Raw genomic sequence first — 21,787 nt, forward strand, 5'->3', positions numbered from 1 at the left:
CACTACCGGCGGTTTTTGTAAAGCTGCCGGTCGCGCGAGTGGCGGGCCGGGAACCTCGGTCCGCCTTCGCCGTCTAAGGCAAGGCAAAGTTTATAACGTACGCCAGTAGCTCAATTGGCAGAGCAGCGGTCTCCAAAACCGCAGGTTGGGGGTTCGAGTCCCTCCTGGCGTGCCATCTGCCTTCCTAACCAGCGGTCCGCCGCTAAAGCAGCCCGAGCCGGATGAACAGCAAGATCGAACACTCCAAGGATACGTCCACTTCTGGTGGAGACCTCGTCAAGTACGTCGCCGCAGCCCTGTTGGTGCTGGCCGGACTGTTCGTGTGGTTCTGGTTCTCTGCAGACTCCGGTCGTGCCGCCCAGCTGGGTGCATGGGCCGGTCAGATCCGCGCGCTGGCCGTCATTGTCGGCCTGGCGGGCGGTATTGCCGTTTTCATGCTGACCGGGAAAGGCCGCGATACCCGCGAATTCCTGTCCGAGTCGCGCTTCGAGCTGCGCAAAGTGGTCTGGCCGACGCGCCAGGAAGCCATCCGGATGACCTGGGTCGTCATCGTCGTTGTGATCATCCTCAGCCTGCTGCTGGGTGGGTTCGACTTCGTCATTCAGAAACTGACTCAGCTGTTCCTGAGCCGGTAAGGAGATACCCATGAAGCGCTGGTACGTTGTTCACGCCTATTCAGGCTTCGAGAAGTCGGTTGCGCAGGCGCTGCGCGATCGCATCGTTCGTGAAGAGAAGCAGGAGCTGTTTGGTGATGTGCTGGTCCCGACCGAAGAAGTGGTCGAGATGCGCGCTGGCCAGAAGCGCCGCTCCGAACGCAAGTTCTTCCCCGGCTACGTGCTGGTCCAGATCGAGACCCACGAAGAAGGCGGCATTCCGCGCATCGACAGCGAAAGCTGGCATCTGGTGAAGGACACCTCGCGCGTGCTGGGCTTCATCGGCGGTACCGCCGATCGTCCACTGCCGATCGCCGATTCGGAGGCCGAGGCCATCCTGAACCGGGTCCAGGACGGGATCGAGAAGCCGCGTCCGAAGGTGCTGTTCGAGCCGGGCCAGATGGTCCGCGTCACCGACGGCCCGTTCAACGACTTCAATGGCGTCGTGGAAGAAGTCAATTACGAGAAGAGCCGCCTGCGCGTCTCGGTGCTGATCTTCGGTCGCGCCACCCCGGTCGAGCTCGAGTTCGGCCAGGTCGAGAAGGCCACCGGCTGATAGCCCGTTGTGTCGAGTGCGCTCGACACTGCCGGGTAGGGCTGGTATAGTGTCCGGCTTCCTGCCAGGGAACTGGCAAAAGTGAAGGCCGCCGAAAGGTGGCCTTCGGCGTGTATTCAAAAACGCGATGCCGGGACGCGTGATTCCCGGTCCGATGGGGAGCCTGTTGTCGTAAGGCGCTAGCACCCGGAGAGCATACTCATGGCAAAGAAAGTTGTCGGTTACATCAAGCTGCAGGTGAAGGCCGGTCAGGCCAACCCCTCGCCGCCGGTCGGTCCTGCGCTGGGTCAGCGCGGCCTGAACATCATGGAATTCTGCAAGGCCTTCAATGCCGCCACGCAGAAGCTCGAGCCGGGCCTGCCGGTTCCGGTGATCATCACGGCCTATTCGGACCGTACGTTCACCTTCATCACCAAGAGCACCCCGGCGACCACCCTGCTGAAGAAGGCTGCTGGCATCTCGTCGGGCTCCAAGCGCCCGAACACCGAGAAGGTCGGCAAGGTCACCCGCAAGCAGCTGGAAGAGATCGCCAAGGCGAAGGAACCCGACCTGACCGCCGCTGACCTGGACGCCGCCGTGCGTACCATCGCCGGCTCGGCCCGTTCTATCGGCATCGTGGTGGAGGGCTAATAAAATGGCACTGAACAAGCGTGAAAAGGCCCTGAAGGCCGCCGTCGTCCCGGGCAAGTCGTATGGCTTCGAAGACGCGATCAAGATCCTGAAGACCACTGCCAGCGCCAAGTTCGTCGAGTCGATCGACGTGGCTGTGCGCCTGGGCGTGGACGCCAAGAAGTCCGACCAGCAGGTGCGCGGTTCCACCGTGCTGCCGGCCGGTACCGGCAAGTCGGTCCGCGTTGCGGTGTTCGCACCGGCCGGTGCCAAGGCTGACGAAGCCCTGGCCGCTGGCGCCGAAGCCGTCGGCATGGACGACCTGGCCGAGAAGATGCAGGCCGGTGATCTGAACTATGACGTCGTGATCGCGACCCCGGACGCGATGCGCGTCGTGGGTAAGCTGGGCACCGTGCTCGGCCCGCGCGGCCTGATGCCGAACCCGAAGGTCGGCACCGTTTCGGCCAACCCGGGTGAAGCCGTCAAGAACGCCAAGTCGGGCCAGGTGCGTTACCGCACCGACAAGGCCGGCATCATCCACTGCACCATCGGCAAGGCCAGCTTCGAAGACGAAGCGCTGAAGTCGAACCTGCAGGCGCTGCTGCTGGACCTGATCAAGGCCAAGCCGGCCACCTCGAAGGGCCTGTACCTGCAGAAGGTGTCGGTCAGCTCGACGATGGGCCCGGGCGTCACTGTCGACCAGTCGACCCTGACCCTGAAGTAATCGTTTGAAGCGGATGTGGGGCCCCCGGGTCCCGCATCCGTCCCATTTGAAGGCAACCGCCGGCAGCGCATCGCCGGTGGCAGCCGTCAAAGACCGCAGGTGCGGTCGTGGCATGCCGGCGACGGGCACGGAAGCTCGATTTGGCAGGGAGTCGCCGCCGGAGCAGTCACGAACGCTTAATCGATCCATCCGGATCACCCTGCGTAGATGGTGCCCTTCTGGAGTTTTTCTGGTTCACGCAATCCTGGGTAACCCCAGGTTGAGTCCAGGTCTGGAACGGCCCACCCCCCGGAACATCAACCCGATGTTCCCGGTGTCCAGGAAGGACGCCGCCCAGGACCGCAAACGGCAGGAGCCGTAAGCGGAGTTCAATCGGAGGAGTGCAATGGCTCTCAATCTGTCCCAGAAGCAAGAAGTAGTCGCGGAGCTGGCAGACATCGCCGCCAAGGCCCACTCCTTGATCGCAGCCGAATACGCTGGCACCACGGTCTCCCAGATGACCGCGATGCGCAAGCAGGCTCGTGAAACCGGCGTTTTCTTGAAAGTTGTCAAGAACACCCTGGCCTCGCGTGCCGTTGAAGGCACCGAATTCGCATGTGCGCAGGACAAGCTGGTCGGTCCGCTGCTGTATGCGTTCTCGCTCGAGGAGCCCGGCGCAGCCGGTCGCCTGATCAAGGAATTCGCCAAGGGCAACGATAAGCTGCAGCCCAAGGTTGTCGCCATTGGTGGCGAAGTGTTCCCGGCAAGCCACGTTGACGTGTTGGCCTCGCTGCCGACCCTCGACCAGGCCCTGGCAATGCTGGCACGCGTCCTGACCGAGCCGGTCACGATGTTCGCGCGCGCCAACAAGGCACTGGCGGATCAGCTGGGTGGTGGCGAAGCCGCTGCTGCTGCTGAGCCGGTCGCCGAGACCGCCTGAGTTTCGACCTACCGTGGTTCCTGACGGAACCTCAACCCAGAAAATCATTCAAAGGTAATCAAAATGTCCCTTTCCAACGAACAGATCGTCGAAGCCATCGCCTCGAAGTCCCTGATGGAAGTGATGGAGCTAGTCAAGGCCATCGAAGAGAAGTTCGGCGTTTCCGCCGCTGCTCCGGTCGCCGTGGCTGCTGCCGCTGGCCCGGCTGCCGCTGTTGAAGAGCAGACCGAATTCACCGTGACCCTGAAGTCGCCGGGCGACAAGAAGGTCGAAGTGATCAAGGCCGTCCGCGCCATCACCGGCCTGGGCCTGAAGGAAGCGAAGGACCTGACCGAAGCCGGCGGCGTCGTGAAGGAAGGCGCGTCGAAGGACGAAGCCGAGAAGATCAAGAAGGACCTGGAAGCTGCTGGCGCGACTGTCGAAGTCAAGTAAGCAGATCCCTTGCGTCGCCATCGATTTCCGGCGATGCAGCCAAGGCTGGGGGCGTAAAGCCCCCGGCCTTTGGTCGTTTCATGCGGTACCCCGAACATCGTTGAAAAAAGCCCAACACGGGCTGCAGGAAAAGGCCCGTCCGGCCAGCGCCAAGCGCGGCGGCGGTCAAGCAGATGCAGTCAAGTTGGCAGTTGGAAGTAGCAATAGAAGGCGTGCTGGTGCCGGCAATACCAGCGACTTCCAACTGACAATTTCAAGTTTTCTTTTGGGTCGTGGACGCACGCCCCGCACAACAAGGTGGAAGATCTCATGACGTCCTATTCGTTCACCGAGAAGAAGCGCATCCGCAAGGATTTCGCCAAGTCGCGCGCGATTCTCGAAGTGCCGTTCCTGCTCGCCATCCAGGTGGATTCCTACCGCGAGTTCCTGCAGGAAAACGTCGATCCGGCCAAGCGCACGGACCACGGCCTGCACGCCGCACTGAAGTCCGTCTTCCCCATCTCCAGCTACAGCGGCAATGCCGCGCTGGAATATGTCGGCTACAAGCTGGGCGAACCGGTGTTCGACGAGCGCGAGTGCCGCCAGCGTGGCATGAGCTACGGCGCGCCGTTGCGGGTGACCGTGCGCCTGGTGATCTACGACCGTGAGTCGTCGACCAAGGCCATCAAGTACGTGAAGGAGCAGGAGGTCTACCTCGGCGAGATCCCGCTGATGACCGAGAACGGCACCTTCATCGTCAACGGCACCGAGCGCGTCATCGTCTCCCAGCTGCACCGCTCGCCGGGTGTGTTCTTCGACCACGACCGTGGCAAGACCCACAGCTCGGGCAAGCTGCTGTACAGCGCCCGCATCATCCCGTACCGCGGTTCCTGGCTGGACTTCGAGTTCGACCCGAAGGATGCGCTGTTCACCCGTATCGATCGCCGTCGCAAGCTGCCGGTGTCGATCCTGCTGCGCGCGCTTGGCTACAGCAACGAAGAGATGCTGGCCGAGTTCTTCGAGATCAACACGTTCCACATCAACCCCGACGAAGGCGTGCAGCTGGAGCTGGTCGCCGAGCGCCTGCGTGGTGAAACCCTGGGCTTCGACCTGGCCGACGGTGACAAGGTCATCGTGGAAGCCGGCAAGCGCATCACCGCGCGCCACGTCAAGCAGCTGGAAGCCTCGGGCATCGCCGCCCTGGCCGTGCCGGACGATTACATCGTCGGCCGCATCCTGTCGCACGACGTGGTCGATTCGGCCACCGGCGAACTGCTGGCGCAGGCCAACGACGAAATCACCGACGACCAGCTGCAGGCCTTCCGCAAGGCCGGCGTGGATGCGGTGGGCACCCTGTGGGTGAACGATCTCGATCGTGGTCCGTACCTGTCCAACACCCTGCGCATCGATCCGACCAAGACCCAGCTGGAAGCGCTGGTCGAGATCTACCGCATGATGCGTCCGGGCGAGCCGCCGACCAAGGACGCCGCGCAGAACCTGTTCCACAACCTGTTCTTCACCTTCGAGCGTTACGACCTGTCCACGGTCGGCCGAATGAAGTTCAACCGTCGCGTGGGCCGCAAGGAAACCACCGGCGAAGCCGTGCTGTACGACCGCAAGTACTACGGCGAGCGCAATGACGAAGAGTCCAAGCGCCTGGTCGCCGCGCATGGTGAGTCGTCCGACATCCTGGACGTGATCAAGGTCCTGACCGAGATCCGCAACGGCCGTGGCGTCGTCGATGACATCGACCACCTGGGCAACCGTCGCGTGCGTTCGGTCGGTGAAATGGCCGAGAACGTGTTCCGCGTGGGCCTGGTCCGCGTCGAGCGCGCGGTCAAGGAACGCCTGTCGATGGCCGAATCCGAAGGCCTGACCCCGCAGGAACTGATCAACGCCAAGCCGGTGGCTGCGGCGATCAAGGAATTCTTCGGCTCCTCGCAGCTGTCGCAGTTCATGGATCAGAACAACCCGCTGTCGGAAGTCACGCACAAGCGTCGCGTCTCGGCCCTGGGCCCGGGCGGCCTGACCCGCGAACGCGCCGGCTTCGAAGTGCGCGACGTGCACCCGACCCATTACGGCCGCGTCTGCACCATCGAAACGCCGGAAGGCCCGAACATCGGCCTGATCAACTCGCTGGCCGTGTACGCCCGCACCAATGAGTACGGTTTCCTTGAAACCCCGTACCGCAAGGTCGTGGACGGCAAGGTGTTCGACGAAGTCGAGTTCCTGTCGGCCATCGAAGAAAACGAGTACGTCATTGCGCAGGCCAACGCCCTGACCAATGCCGACAGCGTGCTGACCGAGCAGTTCGTGCCGTGCCGCTTCCAGGGCGAATCGCTGCTGAAGCCGCCGGCGGAAGTGCACTTCATGGACGTCTCGCCGATGCAGACCGTGTCGGTCGCCGCGGCGCTGGTTCCGTTCCTGGAACACGATGACGCCAACCGTGCACTGATGGGCGCCAACATGCAGCGCCAGGCCGTGCCGACCCTGCGTGCGCAGAAGCCGCTGGTGGGTACCGGCATCGAACGTGCCGTGGCACGCGACTCCGGCGTCACCGTCAACGCCCGTCGTGGTGGTGAAGTGGTGCAGGTCGATGCCGCACGCATCGTGGTCAAGATCGTCGAAGAAGAAATCATCGGCGCGACCGACGCCGGCGTGGACATCTACAACCTGGTCAAGTACACCCGTTCCAACCAGAACACCTGCATCAACCAGCGTCCGCTGGTGAATGTGGGTGACGTGGTGGCGCGTGGCGACGTGCTGGCCGACGGTCCGTCCACCGACATCGGCGAACTGGCCCTGGGCCAGAACATGCTGATCGCCTTCATGCCGTGGAACGGCTACAACTTCGAAGACTCCATCCTGCTCTCCGAGCGCGTGGTGGAAGAGGATCGTTACACCACGATCCACATCGAAGAGCTGACCTGCGTCGCGCGTGACACCAAGCTGGGGCCGGAGGAAATCTCCGCCGACATCCCGAACGTGTCCGAGCAGGCGCTGAACCGCCTGGACGAATCCGGCGTGGTGTACATCGGTGCCGAAGTGCGCGCCGGCGACATCCTGGTCGGCAAGGTCACCCCGAAGGGTGAAAGCCAGCTGACCCCGGAAGAGAAGCTGCTGCGCGCGATCTTCGGCGAGAAGGCTTCGGACGTGAAGGACAGCTCGCTGCGCGTGCCGCCGGGCATGGACGGCACCGTCATCGACGTGCAGGTCTTCACCCGCGACGGCATCGAGAAGGACAAGCGTGCGCGCCAGATCGAGGAATCCGAGATCAAGCGCGTCAAGAAGGACTTCGACGACCAGTACCGCATCCTGGAAGGTGCCATCTACGCCCGCCTGCGTTCGCAGATCGTCGGCAAGGTGGTCAACGGCGGTGCCAACCTGAAGAAGGGCGACGTCATCACCGACGCCTACCTGGACGGCCTGAAGAAGGCTGACTGGTTCGTGCTGCGCATGAAGGACGAGGACGCTTCGGAGGCCATCGAACGCGCCCAGAAGCAGATCCAGGCGCACGAGAAGGAATTCGAGCGTCGCTTCGCCGACAAGCGCGGCAAGATCACCGCCGGCGACGACCTCGCCCCGGGCGTGCTGAAGATGGTCAAGGTGTTCATGGCCGTCAAGCGCCGCATCCAGCCGGGCGACAAGATGGCAGGCCGCCACGGCAACAAGGGTGTGGTCTCCAACGTGGTGCCGGTCGAAGACATGCCGTACATGGCCTCGGGCGAGACCGTGGACATCGTGCTGAACCCGCTGGGCGTGCCGTCGCGCATGAACATCGGGCAGATCCTTGAAGTCCACCTGGGCTGGGCCGCCAAGGGCCTGGGTCGCAAGATCCAGGGCATGCTGGAAGCCCAGGCCGCCGTGGCGCAGCTGCGCGTGTTCCTGGACGAGGTGTACAACCACGACAGCGACAACGTGGCCACCCACGTCGACCTGACCCAGTTCAGCGATGAAGAGCTGCTGCGCCTGGCCGGCAACCTGACCGACGGCGTGCCGATGGCAACGCCGGTCTTCGACGGTGCCACCGAAGCGGAGATCAAGCGCATGCTGGAACTGGCGGACCTGCCGACCAGCGGCCAGACCCAGCTGTATGACGGCCGTACCGGTGAGGCATTCGATCGCCACACCACCGTCGGCTACATGCACTACCTGAAGCTGAACCACCTGGTCGACGACAAGATGCACGCCCGTTCGACCGGTCCGTACTCGCTCGTCACCCAGCAGCCGCTGGGCGGCAAGGCGCAGTTCGGCGGCCAGCGCTTCGGTGAGATGGAAGTCTGGGCGCTGGAAGCCTACGGCGCGGCCTACACCCTGCAGGAAATGCTGACGGTGAAGTCCGATGACGTGCAGGGCCGCAACCAGATGTACAAGAACATCGTCGACGGCGAGCACGAGATGGTGGCCGGCATGCCGGAATCCTTCAACGTGCTGGTGAAGGAAATCCGTTCGCTGGCCATCAACATGGAACTGGAAGACAACTGATCGCGCAGGCGCTGCTGCTCCCGGGCAGCAGCGCCGCCGCTTAGTCCTGACAGCCCATCGACAACGCATTCCTCCTTCTGGAGAACACCATGAAAGACCTGCTCAACCTCTTCAACCAGCAGCGACAGACGCTGGATTTCGACGCGATCAAGATCGCGCTGGCGTCGCCCGACCTGATCCGTTCGTGGTCGTTCGGCGAAGTGAAGAAGCCGGAAACCATCAACTACCGTACGTTCAAGCCCGAGCGTGACGGCCTGTTCTGCGCCGCGATCTTCGGACCGGTCAAGGACTACGAGTGCCTGTGCGGCAAGTACAAGCGCATGAAGCACCGCGGCGTGGTCTGCGAAAAGTGCGGCACCGAAGTGACCCTGGCCAAGGTGCGCCGCGAGCGCATGGGCCACATCGACCTGGCTTCGCCGGTCGCGCACATCTGGTTCCTCAAGTCGCTGCCGTCGCGCATCGGCCTGATGCTGGACATGACCCTGCGTGACATCGAGCGCGTGCTGTACTTCGAAGCCTACGTGGTGACCGAGCCGGGCCTGACCGCCCTGGAGCGCCGCCAGCTGCTGACCGAAGAGCAGTACCTGACCGCACGCCAGGAACACGGCGACGACTTCGACGCCGCCATGGGCGCCGAGGCCGTGTACGAACTGCTGCGCACCATCGACCTGCAGTCGGAAATGACCCGCCTGCGCGAAGAAATCGCCAGCACCGGTTCGGAAACCAAGCTCAAGCGCCTCACCAAGCGCATCAAGCTGATCGAAGCCTTCCTGGAATCGGGCAACCGTCCGGAATGGATGGTGATGACCGTGCTGCCGGTGCTCCCGCCGGACCTGCGTCCGCTGGTTCCGCTGGACGGTGGCCGCTTCGCGACCTCCGACCTGAACGACCTGTACCGCCGCGTCATCAACCGCAACAACCGCCTGCGTCGCCTGCTGGAACTGAGCGCGCCGGACATCATCGTGCGCAATGAAAAGCGCATGCTGCAGGAATCGGTCGATGCACTGCTGGACAACGGCCGTCGTGGCCGTGCCATCACCGGCACCAACAAGCGCCCGCTGAAGTCGCTGGCCGACATGATCAAGGGCAAGCAGGGTCGCTTCCGCCAGAACCTGCTGGGCAAGCGCGTGGACTACTCGGGCCGTTCGGTCATCGTGGTCGGTCCGTACCTGCGCCTGCACCAGTGCGGCCTGCCGAAGAAGATGGCGCTGGAACTGTTCAAGCCGTTCGTGTTCGCCAAGCTGCAGCGTCGTGGCCTGGCCACCACCATCAAGGCCGCCAAGAAGCTGGTCGAGCGCGAAGAAGCCGAAGTCTGGGACATCCTGGAAGAGGTCATCCGCGAACATCCGGTGATGCTGAACCGTGCGCCGACCCTGCACCGCCTGGGCATCCAGGCGTTCGAGCCGGTGCTGATCGAAGGCAAGGCCATCCAGCTGCATCCGCTGGTCTGCACCGCGTTCAACGCCGACTTCGACGGTGACCAGATGGCCGTCCACGTGCCGCTCTCGCTGGAAGCCCAGCTGGAAGCGCGTGCGCTGATGATGTCCACCAACAACATCCTGTCGCCGGCCAACGGCGAGCCGATCATCGTGCCCTCGCAGGACGTCGTGCTGGGTCTGTACTACATGACCCGCTCGCTGGTGAACAAGAAGGGCGAGGGCATGGCCTTCGCCAACATCGCCGAAGTCAAGCGCGCCTATGACAACCGCGTGGTGGAACTGCACGCACGCGTCAAGGTCCGCATCACCGAAGTGGTGACCGACGAAGACGGCAACAAGCAGGACAAGACCTCGATCGTGGAGACCACGATCGGTCGTGCGCTGCTGGCCGAAATCCTGCCGGAAGGCCTGCCGTTCGCGCTGGCCAACACCGAGCTGACCAAGAAGAACATCAGCCGCCTGATCAACTCCAGCTACCGCCAGCTGGGCTTGAAGGACACGGTCGTGTTCGCCGACAAGCTGATGTACACCGGCTTCGCCTACGCAACCCGCGCCGGCGTGTCGATCGGCATCGACGACATGCTGATCCCGGACGAGAAGCGCGGCATCCTCACCGAGGCCGAAGCCGAAGTGCTGGAAATCCAGGAGCAGTACCAGTCGGGCCTGGTCACCGCCGGCGAGCGTTACAACAAGGTGGTCGACATCTGGTCGCGCACCAACGAGCGCATCGCCAAGGCGATGATGGACACCATCGGTACCGAGAAGGTCACCGATTCCAAGGGTGACATCATCGACCAGAAGTCGATGAACTCGCTGTACATCATGGCTGACTCCGGTGCGCGTGGTTCGCAGGCGCAGATCCGCCAGCTGGCCGGTATGCGTGGCCTGATGGCGCGTCCGGATGGCTCCATCATCGAGACGCCCATCAAGGCGAACTTCCGTGAAGGCCTGAACGTGCAGGAGTACTTCAACTCCACCCACGGTGCCCGTAAGGGTCTGGCAGATACCGCGCTGAAGACCGCCAACTCGGGTTACCTGACCCGTCGTCTGGTGGACGTGGCGCAGGACGTGGTGATCACCGAAGTGGATTGCGGTACCACCGAAGGCCTGACCATGACCCCGATCGTGGAAGGCGGCGACGTCGTGGAGCCGTTGAAGGACCGCGTGCTGGGTCGTGTCGTGGCCGAGGACGTGTTCCTGCCGGGCAACGACGAAGATCCGATCGTGACCCGCAACACGCTGCTCGACGAAGCGTGGGTGGCCAAGCTGGAAGATGCCGGCGTGCAGACCATCAAGGTCCGTTCGACGATTTCCTGCGCCTCCGCGTTCGGCGTCTGCGGTCGCTGCTACGGCCGCGACCTGGCCCGTGGCCACATCGTCAACATCGGTGAAGCGGTCGGCGTCATCGCCGCGCAGTCGATCGGTGAGCCGGGTACCCAGCTGACCATGCGTACGTTCCACATCGGTGGTGCGGCATCGCGTGCGGCAGCGGTGGACAACATCACCGTCAAGACCACCGGTTCGGTGAAGTTCAACAACCTGAAGTCGGTCGAGCACGCCAACGGTTCGCTGGTGGCGGTGTCGCGCTCGGGCGAAATCTCGGTGCTCGATGCCCATGGCCGCGAGCGCGAGCGTTACAAGCTGCCGTACGGCTCGATGATCGCGTCCAAGGACGGCGATGCAGTGAAGGCTGGCCAGACCGTGGCCAACTGGGATCCGCATAACCACCCGATCGTGTCGGAAGTCGCAGGTTTCCTGCGCTTCATCGACTTCGTCGACGGCATCACCGTCATCGAGAAGACCGACGAACTGACCGGCCTGGCCTCGCGCGAGATCACCGATCCGAAGCGTCGCGGCTCGATGGGCAAGGACCTGCGTCCGCTGATCCGCATCGTCGATGCCAAGGGCAACGACCTGCTGATCCCGGGCACCGACATGCCGGCCCAGTACCTGCTGCCGCCGCGCTCCATCGTCAACCTGCAGGACGGCGCCGCCGTCGGCGTGGGTGACGTGGTCGCCAAGATCCCGCAGGAAGCCTCCAAGACCCGCGACATCACCGGTGGTCTGCCGCGCGTCGCCGATCTGTTCGAAGCACGCAAGCCGAAGGATCCGGCGGTGCTGGCCGAGCGTTCGGGCATCATCAGCTTCGGCAAGGACACCAAGGGCAAGCAGCGCCTGATCATCAAGGACACCGATGGTTCGGAACACGAAGAGCTGATTCCGAAGTACCGCCAGGTGATCGTGTTCGAAGGTGAGCACGTGACCAAGGGCGAGACCATCGTGGACGGCGAGCCGAGCCCGCAGGACATCCTGCGCCTGCTGGGTGTGGAACCGCTGGCCGCCTACCTGGTCAAGGAAATCCAGGACGTGTACCGCCTGCAGGGCGTGAAGATCAACGACAAGCACATCGAGGTGATCACCCGCCAGATGCTGCGCAAGGTCGAGATCACCGACCAGGGCAACAGCAAGTTCCTGAATGGCGAACAGGTGGAACGTCAGCGCGTTATCGAGGAGAATGCACGCCTCGGTGCCCGTAGCGAACTGCCGGCGCAGTACGATCCGGTCCTGCTAGGCATCACCAAGGCCTCGCTGGCCACCGAGTCGTTCATCTCGGCGGCGTCCTTCCAGGAAACCACCCGCGTGCTGACCGAAGCTGCCGTCCGCGGCACCAAGGACAACCTGCGTGGCCTGAAGGAAAACGTCATCGTCGGTCGCCTGATCCCGGCCGGTACCGGCCTGTCGTATCACGCCAACCGGCGCCGCAACGCGAGCGGGCTGACCGATTCGGAAATGCAGACGCTGGCCGGTACCCCGGTTGCCCCTGCCGCCGTTGTCGCCGAGCCGGTGATCGAAGCCGCTGCCGAAGCCGACCAGGCTCCGGGCAGCGACGAGTAAGCAAGGCGGTCCGGTTGAAAGACCGGACCTGCCGGGTTGCAGCACCGGGCCAATGGCCGGGTGGTAGTGAAAGGGCAGGGGAGACTCCGGTCTCTCCCGCCAGCCTGAACGGGGTACACGGAGGCCCCCCCGTAACCTTCCAGGATAAGGAAGGGCTTGACAGGAGCGCATTTGACTGCGTTTCTGGCAGGTTGCTACAATCGTCTGTCTCAGCAGGCCAGTAATGGTCTGCTTTAACATTTCCGCATCTCTGGCCGGCATCTGCCGGCCCCAATCAGAAGAACCTACTGATGGCGACGATCAACCAGCTGGTCCGCAAGCCGCGGCAAGCTACCACCTACAAGAGTGCCTCGCCGGCGCTCGAGAAGTGCCCGCAGCGCCGTGGCGTCTGCACGCGCGTCTACACCACCACCCCGAAGAAGCCGAACTCGGCCCTCCGCAAGGTTGCTAAGGTCCGCCTGACCAACCAGGAAGAGGTCATCAGCTACATCGGTGGTGAAGGCCACAACCTGCAGGAGCACTCCGTGGTCCTTATCCGCGGCGGTCGCGTCAAGGATCTGCCGGGTGTGCGTTACCACACTGTTCGCGGTTCGCTCGATGCCTCCGGTGTCGCCAAGCGTCGCCAGGCCCGTTCCAAGTACGGCGCCAAGCGTCCGAAGGCATAAGGAGAGAGCACATGTCGCGTAAAGGTAATACTCCCCAGCGTTCCGTCCTGCCCGATCCGAAGCACGGAAGTGAAACGATCGCCCGCTTCATCAACATGGTGATGCTGAGCGGCAAGAAGTCCGTGGCCGAGAAGATCGTCTACGGTGCGATGGACGTGATCAGCGAAAAGAACGCCAACTCGATCGAGCTGGTCCAGAAGGCGCTGGACAACGTTGCGCCGTCGGTCGAGGTCAAGTCCCGCCGTGTCGGTGGTGCCACCTACCAGGTGCCGGTCGAAGTGCGTTCCTCGCGCAAGATGGCCCTGGCCATGCGTTGGCTGATCGACTCCGCGCGCAAGCGTGGCGAGAACACCATGCCGAAGAAGCTCGCTGCTGAACTGATCGATGCCTCGGAAAACCGTGGCGGCGCCATCAAGAAGCGCGAAGAAACCCACCGTATGGCCGAAGCCAACAAGGCATTCGCCCACTACCGCTGGTGAGTTTGACGGCCTTGCAAAACAGGCAGGGCAGCACCATCTGAGTGCTGCCCCGCGACCCCGGAAGGGTCGCGCCAATCCGAAGGCCGCCGAAAGGCGGCGTTCGGCCATCCGAAATCCAAGAAATCGAGAGGCTCCCCGTGGCCCGCACCACTCCCATCGAGCGTTACCGCAATTTCGGCATCATGGCCCACATCGATGCCGGCAAGACCACCACGTCCGAGCGCATCCTGTTCTACACCGGCAAAAGCCACAAGATCGGTGAAGTGCACGACGGCGCTGCCACCATGGACTGGATGGAGCAGGAGCAGGAGCGTGGCATCACGATCCAGTCCGCTGCCACCACCGCGTTCTGGAAGGGCATGGACAAGTCCCTGCCGGAGCACCGTTTCAACATCATCGACACCCCCGGGCACGTCGACTTCACCATTGAAGTGGAGCGCTCGCTGCGCGTGCTCGACGGTGCGGTGTTCGTGCTGTGCGCCGTCGGTGGCGTCCAGCCGCAGTCCGAAACCGTGTGGCGCCAGGCCAACCGGTACAAGGTGCCGCGCATTGCCTTCGTCAACAAGATGGACCGTACCGGTGCCAACTTCACCAAGGTCGTTGGCCAGCTGAAGGCCAAGCTCGGTGCCGTTGCCGTGCCGATGCAGCTGCCGATCGGCGCTGAAGAAAACTTCAAGGGCGTGGTCGACCTCATCAAGATGAAGGCCATCCATTGGGATGAAGCTTCGCAGGGCATGAAGTTCGATTACCTGGACATCCCGGCCGACATGATGGCGGAGGCCGAAGAGGCCCGCACCTACATGATCGAAGCCGCGGCTGAAGCCAGCGAAGAGATGATGGAAAAGTACCTGGGCGGCGAAGAGCTGACCGAGGCCGAGATCGTCGAGGCCCTGCGCGTGCGCACGCTGGCCACCGACATCGTGCCGATGTACTGCGGTTCGGCGTTCAAGAACAAGGGCGTGCAGGCCATGCTGGACGGCGTGGTGCAGCTGCTGCCGTCGCCGATCGACGTGCCGGACGTGACCGGTACCGACGTGGACGACGAAACCGTCGCCCTGAGCCGCAAGTCCGATGACAAGGCACCGTTCTCGGCGCTGGCCTTCAAGATCATCACCGACCCGTTCGTCGGCGCGCTGACCTTCTTCCGTGTCTATTCGGGCACGCTGAACGCCGGCGACCAGCTGCTGAACTCGGTCAAGGGCAAGAAGGAGCGCATCGGTCGCATCCTGCAGATGCACTCCAACGATCGCGAAGAGATCAAGGAAGTGCTGGCCGGTGACATCGCCGCGGCCGTGGGTCTGAAGGACACCACCACCGGTGACACGCTGTGCTCGCAGGAGCACCCGATCATCCTGGAACGCATGGTGTTCCCGGAGCCGGTCATCTCGATGGCCGTCGAACCGAAGACCAAGTCCGACCAGGAAAAGATGGGTCTGGCCCTCGGCCGCCTGGCCCAGGAAGATCCGTCGTTCCGCGTCAAGACCGACCAGGAATCCGGCCAGACGATCATCTCGGGCATGGGTGAGCTGCACCTGGACATCATCGTCGACCGCATGAAGCGCGAGTTCAACGTTGAAGCCAACGTCGGCAAGCCGCAGGTGGCTTACCGCGAAACCATCCAGATGTCGGATGTGAAGTCGGACTACAAGCATGCCAAGCAGTCCGGTGGTAAGGGTCAGTACGGTCACGTCGTGATCGAGCTGTCGCCGATCACCGCTGAAGACCGTGCCGATCCGAAGATCGGTCCGATGATCAAGGACGACTTCCTGTTCATCAACGACATCACCGGTGGCGTGATTCCGAAGGAATTCATTCCGTCGATCGAAAAGGGCCTGCGCGAAACCATCACCAGCGGTCCGCTGGCTGGCTTCCCGGTCGTGGACGTCAAGGTCAAGCTGGTGTTCGGCTCGTACCACGACGTCGACTCCTCGGAAATGGCGTTCAAGCTGGCCTCCTCGATGGCCTTCAAGCAGGGCTTCTCCAAGGCCAAGCCGGTCCTGCTGGAGCCGATCATGAAGGTCGAGATCGTGACCCCGAGCGACTATCAGGGTGACGTGATGGGCGACGTCAGCCGTCGTCGCGGCATGCTGCAGGGTTCGAGCGTGACCGGTGACGGTTCGGCGGAAATCATCAACGCGATGATCCCGCTGGGTGAAATGTTCGGCTACGCGACCTCGCTGCGTTCGCAGACCCAGGGCCGTGCCACGTTCACGATGGAATTCGACCACTACGAGCCGGCGCCGAGCAACATCGCCGACGAAGTCATGAAGAAGGCCTGAGCCTGGCTCAGGTCCTCCACACCACTTTAGAAACTAAAAGGTAGATAGAAATGGCAAAGGGTAAGTTCGAGCGCACCAAGCCGCACGTCAACGTCGGCACCATCGGTCACGTCGATCACGGCAAGACCACGCTGACCGCCGCACTGACCAAGATCGGTGCCGAGCGCTTCGGTGGCGAGTTCAAGGATTACTCCGCGATCGACGCCGCGCCGGAAGAAAAGGCACGTGGCATCACGATCTCGACCGCACACGTCGAATACGAATCCACCGTTCGTCATTACGCCCACGTCGATTGCCCGGGCCATGCCGACTACGTCAAGAACATGATCACCGGTGCTGCGCAGATGGACGGCGCGATCCTGGTCTGCTCCGCTGCTGACGGCCCGATGCCGCAGACCCGCGAGCACATCCTGCTGTCGCGCCAGGTCGGCGTGCCGTACATCGTCGTGTTCCTGAACAAGGCCGACATGGTCGACGACGCCGAGCTGCTCGAGCTGGTCGAAATGGAAGTGCGCGAGCTGCTGAGCAAGTACGACTTCCCGGGCGACGACACCCCGATCATCGCCGGTTCGGCCCGTCTGGCGCTGGAAGGCGACCAGAGCGACATCGGCGTGCCGGCCGTCATCAAGCTGGTCGAAGCCCTGGACAGCTGGATTCCGCTGCCGGAGCGTGACGTCGACAAGCCGTTCCTGATGCCGGTGGAAGACGTGTTCTCGATCTCCGGCCGCGGCACCGTGGTGACCGGTCGTATCGAGCGCGGCGTGATCAAGGTCGGCGAAGAAATCGAAATCGTCGGTATCCGTGACACCGTCAAGACCACCGTCACCGGCGTGGAAATGTTCCGCAAGCTGCTCGACCAGGGTCAGGCAGGCGACAACGCCGGTCTGCTGCTGCGCGGCACCAAGCGTGACGACGTGCAGCGCGGTCAGGTCCTGTGCAAGCCGGGTTCGATCAAGCCGCACACCGAGTTCGAAGGCGAAGTGTACGTGCTGTCGAAGGATGAGGGCGGCCGTCACACCCCGTTCTTCAACGGCTACCGTCCGCAGTTCTACTTCCGCACCACCGACATCACCGGCGCTGCCAAGCTGCCGGAAGGTGTTGAAATGGTGATGCCGGGCGACAACGTGAAGATGGTTGTCACCCTGATCAACCCGGTCGCCATGGACGAAGGCCTGCGCTTCGCCATCCGCGAAGGCGGTCGTACCGTCGGCGCCGGCGTGGTCTCCAAGATCATCAAGTAATCTGTTAGACTCTGCACCCCGATGTTGCCTGGGTAGGGCATCGGGGTGCTTTTAAAAGGGAAAAGAAACACAGGATGTGTTTCGTGTTCCCCGGACCAGGATCGGTCGCGCCATTCAGGCTTTGTCAACACACTGTGTTGACAGGCTTTTTGTATGTGCGCTATGCTTCTACGTCTGGGCAGGCCGGGAAACCGACCTGCCTACGTTTTTGAGGTTAAGGGATTGACCTTGTCGGCCTGCAGGAGTGCGGGCCGTCTGTATTCAGGATATTCATGGGACATGGCAACCCAGAGGCCTTGTCCGTCGCTCTTTTAACGAAGGAACCCCCGTCATGGCGGACCAAAAGATCCGTATCCGGCTGAAGGCGTTCGATCATCGCTTGATCGACCGTTCGGCCAGCGAGATCGTAGAAACGGCAAAGCGGACCGGCGCGCAAGTGCGTGGCCCGATCCCGCTGCCGACCAAGATCGAACGCTACACCATCCTCGTCTCCCCGCACGTCGACAAAGACGCGCGTGACCAGTACGAGACCCGCACGCACAAGCGCGTGCTCGATATCGTTGATCCGAACGACAAGACCGTGGACGCGCTGATGAAGCTCGAACTGGCTGCCGGCGTCGACGTTCAGATCAAGCTGACCTGAGGACTACGACCATGACGAAGAAATATTCGTTGGGCTTCGTGGGCCGCAAGGCTGGCATGAGCCGCGTTTTCACTGAAGATGGCCAGTCCATCCCGGTGACCCTGATCGAAGCTTCCCCGAACCGCATCGCGCAGATCAAGACCGTCGAAACCGACGGCTACAGCGCCGTGCAGGTGACCGTCGGCGCACGTCGTGCTGCCCTGGTCAACAAGCCGGAAGCCGGCCACTTCGCCAAGGCGAAGGTCGAAGCCGGTCGTGGCCTGTGGGAATTCCGCGTTGAAGACGCGCAGCTCGGCGATTTCGCCGTTGGCGGCGAAGTCAAGGCGGACATCTTCGAAGTCGGCCAGATCGTCGACGTCCAGGGTGTCACCAAGGGCAAGGGCTTCCAGGGCACCATCAAGCGCTACAACTTCCGCATGGGTGACGCTACCCACGGCAACTCGCTGTCGCATCGCGCGCCGGGTTCGCTGGGTCAGCGCCAGACGCCCGGCCGCGTGTTCCCGGGCAAGAAGATGTCCGGTCACATGGGTTCGGTGCAGCAGAGCACCCAGAACCTGGAAGTTGTCAAGGTCGACGTCGAGCGCGGTCTGATCGCAGTTCGCGGCGCCGTTCCGGGCGCGGCGGGTGGCGACGTGATCGTCCGTCCGGCGAGCAAGGCATAAGGAGAGATGACGATGGAACTCGTTATCACGGGTAGCAACAACAAGGTCTCGGTCTCCGAAGCCGTGTTCGGTCGCGATTTCAGCGAAGATCTGGTTCACCAGGTCGTCGTCGCCTATCGCAACGCCGGTCGCGCTGGTACCAAGGCTCAGAAGACTCGTTCTGAAGTGGCTGGCACCACCAAGAAGTCGAAGAAGCAGAAGGGCGGCGGTGCGCGTCATGGCGCGCTGACGGCTCCGATCTTCGTCGGCGGTGGCGTCACCTTCGCGGCCAAGCCGCGCAGCTTCGAGCAGAAGGTCAACCGTAAGCAGTACCGTGCCGCCATGTGCGCGATCCTGTCCGAGCTGAACCGTCAGGGCCGTTTGACGATCGTGGAGGCCTTCGATGTCGAAGCGACCAACACCAAGTCGTTGATCGCCAAGCTGGCCGGCCTGGAAGTGGGCAAGCGCCCGCTGATCGTCACTGAAGATGCATCCGAGCACCTGTACCTGTCGGCCCGCAACATTCCCTACGTGGAAGTGCGTGACGTGCAGGGCCTGGACCCGGTGTCGCTGGTCGGTGCCGATACGGTCATCATTACCGCTGACGCGGTCAAGAAGGTCGAGGAGTGGCTGGCATGAGCAGCAACGAGAAAATCTTCAGCGTGCTGCGCGCTCCGCGAGTCTCTGAAAAGACCGCGCGCCTGCAGGAACTTTCCAACCAGTATGTCTTCGAGATTTCGAACGAAGCCACCAAGGCCGATGTAAAGGCCGCGGTAGAGCAGCTGTTCGACGTCAAGGTCGAGGCCGTCAACGTGCTGAACGTCAAGGGCAAGAACAAGTCCTTCCGTAACCGCGCTGGCCGCCGTGGCGATTGGCGCAAGGCGTACGTGCGCCTGGCCGATGGCCAGTCCATCGATGTAACGGCCAAGGCCTGAGGTCCATCCCATGCCATTGATGAAATTCAAGCCCACTTCCCCCGGCCGCCGTTCGGCCGTGCGCGTGGTTACGCCCGATCTGCACAAGGGCGCACCGCACGCAGCGTTGCTGGAGCCGCAGAGCAAGTCCGGTGGTCGTAACCACCACGGTCGCATCACCACGCGTCACGTTGGTGGTGGTCACAAGCAGCACTACCGCGTCATCGATTTCAAGCGCAACAAGGAAGGCATTCCGGCGCGCGTGGAACGGATTGAATACGATCCGAACCGCACCGCCCATATCGCCCTGCTGTGCTACGTCGACGGTGAGCGTCGCTACATCATCGCACCGAAGGGCCTGAAGGCCGGTGACCAGGTGATCGCGGGCTCCGATGCGCCGATCAAGGCAGGCAACACGCTGCCGCTGCGCAACATCCCGGTCGGTACCACCATCCACGGCATCGAACTGAAGCCGGGCAAGGGTGCACAGATCGCTCGTGCCGCCGGCGCCGCCGTGCAGCTGGTTGCTCGTGAAGGCATCTACGCCACCCTGCGCCTGCGCTCGGGTGAAATGCGCAAGGTGCCGGTCGAGTGCCGCGCCACCATCGGTGAAGTCGGTAACGACGAGCACAACCTGGAAAAGCTGGGCAAGGCTGGCGCCAAGCGCTGGCGCGGTGTCCGCCCGACCGTTCGTGGTGCTGCCATGAACCCGGTTGACCATCCGCACGGCGGTGGTGAGGCGAAGGCCGGCCAGGGTAATCCGCATCCGGTCACCCCGTGGGGTGTCCCGACCAAGGGTTACAAGACGCGCCACAACAAGCGCACTCAGCAGTTCATCGTCCGCGATCGTAGGGGCTAATCGACCATGGCACGTTCACTCAAGAAAGGCCCGTTTGTCGATCACCACCTGGTTGCTAAGGTGGCTGCCGCTGCGGGTAGCAAGCGTCCGATCAAGACCTGGTCGCGTCGTTCGATGATCCTGCCTGACATGGTAGGCGTCACCATTGCCGTGCATAACGGCAAGAACCACATCCCGGTTCTCATCAACGAGAACATGGTCGGCCACAAGCTCGGCGAATTTGCCATCACCCGGACCTTCAAGGGTCACGGTGGTGACAAGAAGTCCGGCAAGTAAGGAGAGATGACAATGGAAGCGAAAGCCATTTTGCGCTCCGCACGCATCTCTGCGCAGAAAGCACGCCTGGTCGCTGACCAGGTGCGCGGCCTGCCTGCCGAGCGTGCGGTCAACCTGCTGAAGTTCTCGGACAAGAAGGCTGCCCACCTGATCAAGAAGGTGGTGGAGTCGGCTATTGCAAATGCCGAGAACAACCAGGGCGCTGACGTCGACGAGCTGAAGGTCCAGACCATCATGGTAGATGAAGGTCCGACCCTGAAGCGTTTCATGGCGCGGGCGAAAGGCCGCGGTACCCGCATCCTCAAGCGCACCAGCCACATCACTGTGGTTGTGGGCGCCGGCAAGTAAGCGGAAAGGAAAAGACCATGGGTCATAAAGTTCATCCGATTGGTATCCGCCTCGGTATTTCCAAGGATTGGAACTCCAAGTGGTACGCCAACAAGGCCGAGTTCGCTGGTTACCTGGCGGCCGACCTGAAGGTGCGGGAAATGCTGCGCAAGAAGCTTGCGCAGGCCGGCATCAGCAAGATCCTGATCGAGCGTCCGGCAAAGACCGCTCGCGTGACGATCCACACCGCCCGTCCGGGCGTGGTGATCGGCAAGCGCGGTGAGGACATCGAGAAGCTGCGCAAGGAAGTGAGCGAGATGATGGGCGTCCCGGCGCACATCAACGTCACCGAAGTGCGCAAGCCCGAGCTGGACGCCCAGCTGGTTGCCGAGTCCATCGCGCAGCAGCTTGAGCGTCGCATCATGTTCCGCCGTGCAATGAAGCGCTCGGTCGGCAACGCGATGCGCCTCGGTGCCCTGGGCATCAAGGTCAACGTCGGTGGCCGCTTGAACGGTGCTGAAATCGCCCGTTCGGAGTGGTACCGCGAAGGCCGCGTGCCGCTGCACACGCTGCGTGCCGACATCGACTATGGCTTCGCTGAAGCCAAGACGACCTACGGCATCATCGGCATCAAGGTCTGGATCTACAAGGGCGAGGTCTTCGATTTCTCCCAGGTTGGCCAGGAAAAGCAGGACGATTCCCCGCGCAACGATCGTAACGATCGCGGCGACCGCGGTGACCGTCAGCGCCCGGCTCGTGAAGCGAGGTAACG

General features: G+C 62.8%; 20 protein-coding genes and 1 tRNA gene. All 21 read left to right on the forward strand.

Annotated features, from left to right (window positions below):
• Positions 1–99: 99 nt before the first annotated feature.
• Positions 100–175, forward strand: a tRNA-Trp gene (locus CXG43_RS02630).
• 46 nt (positions 176–221) lie between these two features.
• Positions 222–635, forward strand: a complete 414-nt coding sequence (gene secE, locus CXG43_RS02635; RefSeq protein WP_101098572.1) for a preprotein translocase subunit SecE — start codon at positions 222–224, stop codon at positions 633–635.
• A gap of 10 nt (positions 636–645) precedes the next feature.
• Positions 646–1,209, forward strand: a complete 564-nt coding sequence (gene nusG / locus CXG43_RS02640) for a transcription termination/antitermination protein NusG (protein ID WP_042615323.1) — start codon at positions 646–648, stop codon at positions 1,207–1,209.
• Between the two features lie 201 nt (positions 1,210–1,410).
• Positions 1,411–1,839: a 50S ribosomal protein L11 gene (gene rplK, locus CXG43_RS02645; protein WP_042615322.1), complete on the forward strand. Its 429-nt coding sequence runs from the start codon at positions 1,411–1,413 to the stop codon at positions 1,837–1,839.
• Positions 1,840–1,843: 4 nt separating this feature from the next.
• Positions 1,844–2,542 (forward strand): 50S ribosomal protein L1, encoded by a 699-nt coding sequence (rplA, locus tag CXG43_RS02650; RefSeq protein WP_042615321.1) that lies wholly within the window; start codon positions 1,844–1,846, stop codon positions 2,540–2,542.
• Between the two features lie 385 nt (positions 2,543–2,927).
• Complete coding sequence (gene rplJ, locus CXG43_RS02660) at positions 2,928–3,461, forward strand: 50S ribosomal protein L10 (RefSeq protein WP_042615320.1); 534 nt, start codon at positions 2,928–2,930, stop codon at positions 3,459–3,461.
• A gap of 63 nt (positions 3,462–3,524) precedes the next feature.
• Positions 3,525–3,893 carry a 50S ribosomal protein L7/L12 gene (rplL, locus tag CXG43_RS02665; protein WP_042615319.1) on the forward strand — a complete coding sequence of 123 codons (369 nt, stop codon included), beginning with the start codon at positions 3,525–3,527 and terminating at the stop codon, positions 3,891–3,893.
• Between the two features lie 309 nt (positions 3,894–4,202).
• On the forward strand, positions 4,203–8,357 hold the full coding sequence (gene rpoB / locus CXG43_RS02670) for a DNA-directed RNA polymerase subunit beta (protein WP_042615318.1): 4,155 nt from the start codon (positions 4,203–4,205) through the stop codon (positions 8,355–8,357).
• An 89-nt stretch (positions 8,358–8,446) separates the two neighbouring features.
• Positions 8,447–12,691 (forward strand): DNA-directed RNA polymerase subunit beta', encoded by a 4,245-nt coding sequence (rpoC, locus tag CXG43_RS02675; RefSeq protein ID WP_101098573.1) that lies wholly within the window; start codon positions 8,447–8,449, stop codon positions 12,689–12,691.
• A gap of 290 nt (positions 12,692–12,981) precedes the next feature.
• The gene (gene rpsL / locus CXG43_RS02680; RefSeq protein WP_042615316.1) at positions 12,982–13,356 is read left to right on the forward strand and encodes a 30S ribosomal protein S12; all 375 of its coding nucleotides are present in this window, start codon (positions 12,982–12,984) and stop codon (positions 13,354–13,356) included.
• An 11-nt stretch (positions 13,357–13,367) separates the two neighbouring features.
• Positions 13,368–13,835 (forward strand): 30S ribosomal protein S7, encoded by a 468-nt coding sequence (gene rpsG, locus CXG43_RS02685; protein WP_042615315.1) that lies wholly within the window; start codon positions 13,368–13,370, stop codon positions 13,833–13,835.
• 137 nt (positions 13,836–13,972) lie between these two features.
• Positions 13,973–16,114, forward strand: a complete 2,142-nt coding sequence (gene fusA, locus CXG43_RS02690) for an elongation factor G (protein ID WP_101098574.1) — start codon at positions 13,973–13,975, stop codon at positions 16,112–16,114.
• Between the two features lie 50 nt (positions 16,115–16,164).
• Positions 16,165–17,355 carry an elongation factor Tu gene (gene tuf, locus CXG43_RS02695; RefSeq protein WP_101098575.1) on the forward strand — a complete coding sequence of 397 codons (1,191 nt, stop codon included), beginning with the start codon at positions 16,165–16,167 and terminating at the stop codon, positions 17,353–17,355.
• Positions 17,356–17,686: 331 nt separating this feature from the next.
• The gene (rpsJ, locus tag CXG43_RS02700) at positions 17,687–17,998 is read left to right on the forward strand and encodes a 30S ribosomal protein S10 (RefSeq protein WP_010341589.1); all 312 of its coding nucleotides are present in this window, start codon (positions 17,687–17,689) and stop codon (positions 17,996–17,998) included.
• Between the two features lie 11 nt (positions 17,999–18,009).
• Positions 18,010–18,660, forward strand: coding sequence for a 50S ribosomal protein L3 (gene rplC, locus CXG43_RS02705; RefSeq protein WP_042614230.1), 651 nt, complete (start codon positions 18,010–18,012; stop codon positions 18,658–18,660).
• 12 nt (positions 18,661–18,672) lie between these two features.
• Positions 18,673–19,278, forward strand: coding sequence for a 50S ribosomal protein L4 (gene rplD / locus CXG43_RS02710; RefSeq protein WP_042614229.1), 606 nt, complete (start codon positions 18,673–18,675; stop codon positions 19,276–19,278).
• Positions 19,275–19,574 carry a 50S ribosomal protein L23 gene (gene rplW, locus CXG43_RS02715; RefSeq protein WP_042614228.1) on the forward strand — a complete coding sequence of 100 codons (300 nt, stop codon included), beginning with the start codon at positions 19,275–19,277 and terminating at the stop codon, positions 19,572–19,574. Before rplD ends, rplW begins: the two co-directional genes overlap by 4 nt.
• 10 nt (positions 19,575–19,584) lie before the next feature.
• On the forward strand, positions 19,585–20,412 hold the full coding sequence (rplB, locus tag CXG43_RS02720; protein ID WP_042614227.1) for a 50S ribosomal protein L2: 828 nt from the start codon (positions 19,585–19,587) through the stop codon (positions 20,410–20,412).
• Positions 20,413–20,418: 6 nt separating this feature from the next.
• Entirely contained in the window at positions 20,419–20,688 is a 270-nt protein-coding gene (gene rpsS / locus CXG43_RS02725) for a 30S ribosomal protein S19 (protein ID WP_042614226.1), read from the forward strand.
• Between the two features lie 12 nt (positions 20,689–20,700).
• Positions 20,701–21,036 (forward strand): 50S ribosomal protein L22, encoded by a 336-nt coding sequence (gene rplV / locus CXG43_RS02730; RefSeq protein WP_017355410.1) that lies wholly within the window; start codon positions 20,701–20,703, stop codon positions 21,034–21,036.
• A gap of 17 nt (positions 21,037–21,053) precedes the next feature.
• The gene (gene rpsC / locus CXG43_RS02735) at positions 21,054–21,785 is read left to right on the forward strand and encodes a 30S ribosomal protein S3 (protein WP_042614225.1); all 732 of its coding nucleotides are present in this window, start codon (positions 21,054–21,056) and stop codon (positions 21,783–21,785) included.
• Positions 21,786–21,787 lie beyond the last annotated feature (2 nt).

The organism is Stenotrophomonas sp. Bg11-02 (assembly GCF_002836635.1).
Lineage (GTDB): Bacteria > Pseudomonadota > Gammaproteobacteria > Xanthomonadales > Xanthomonadaceae > Stenotrophomonas > Stenotrophomonas lacuserhaii.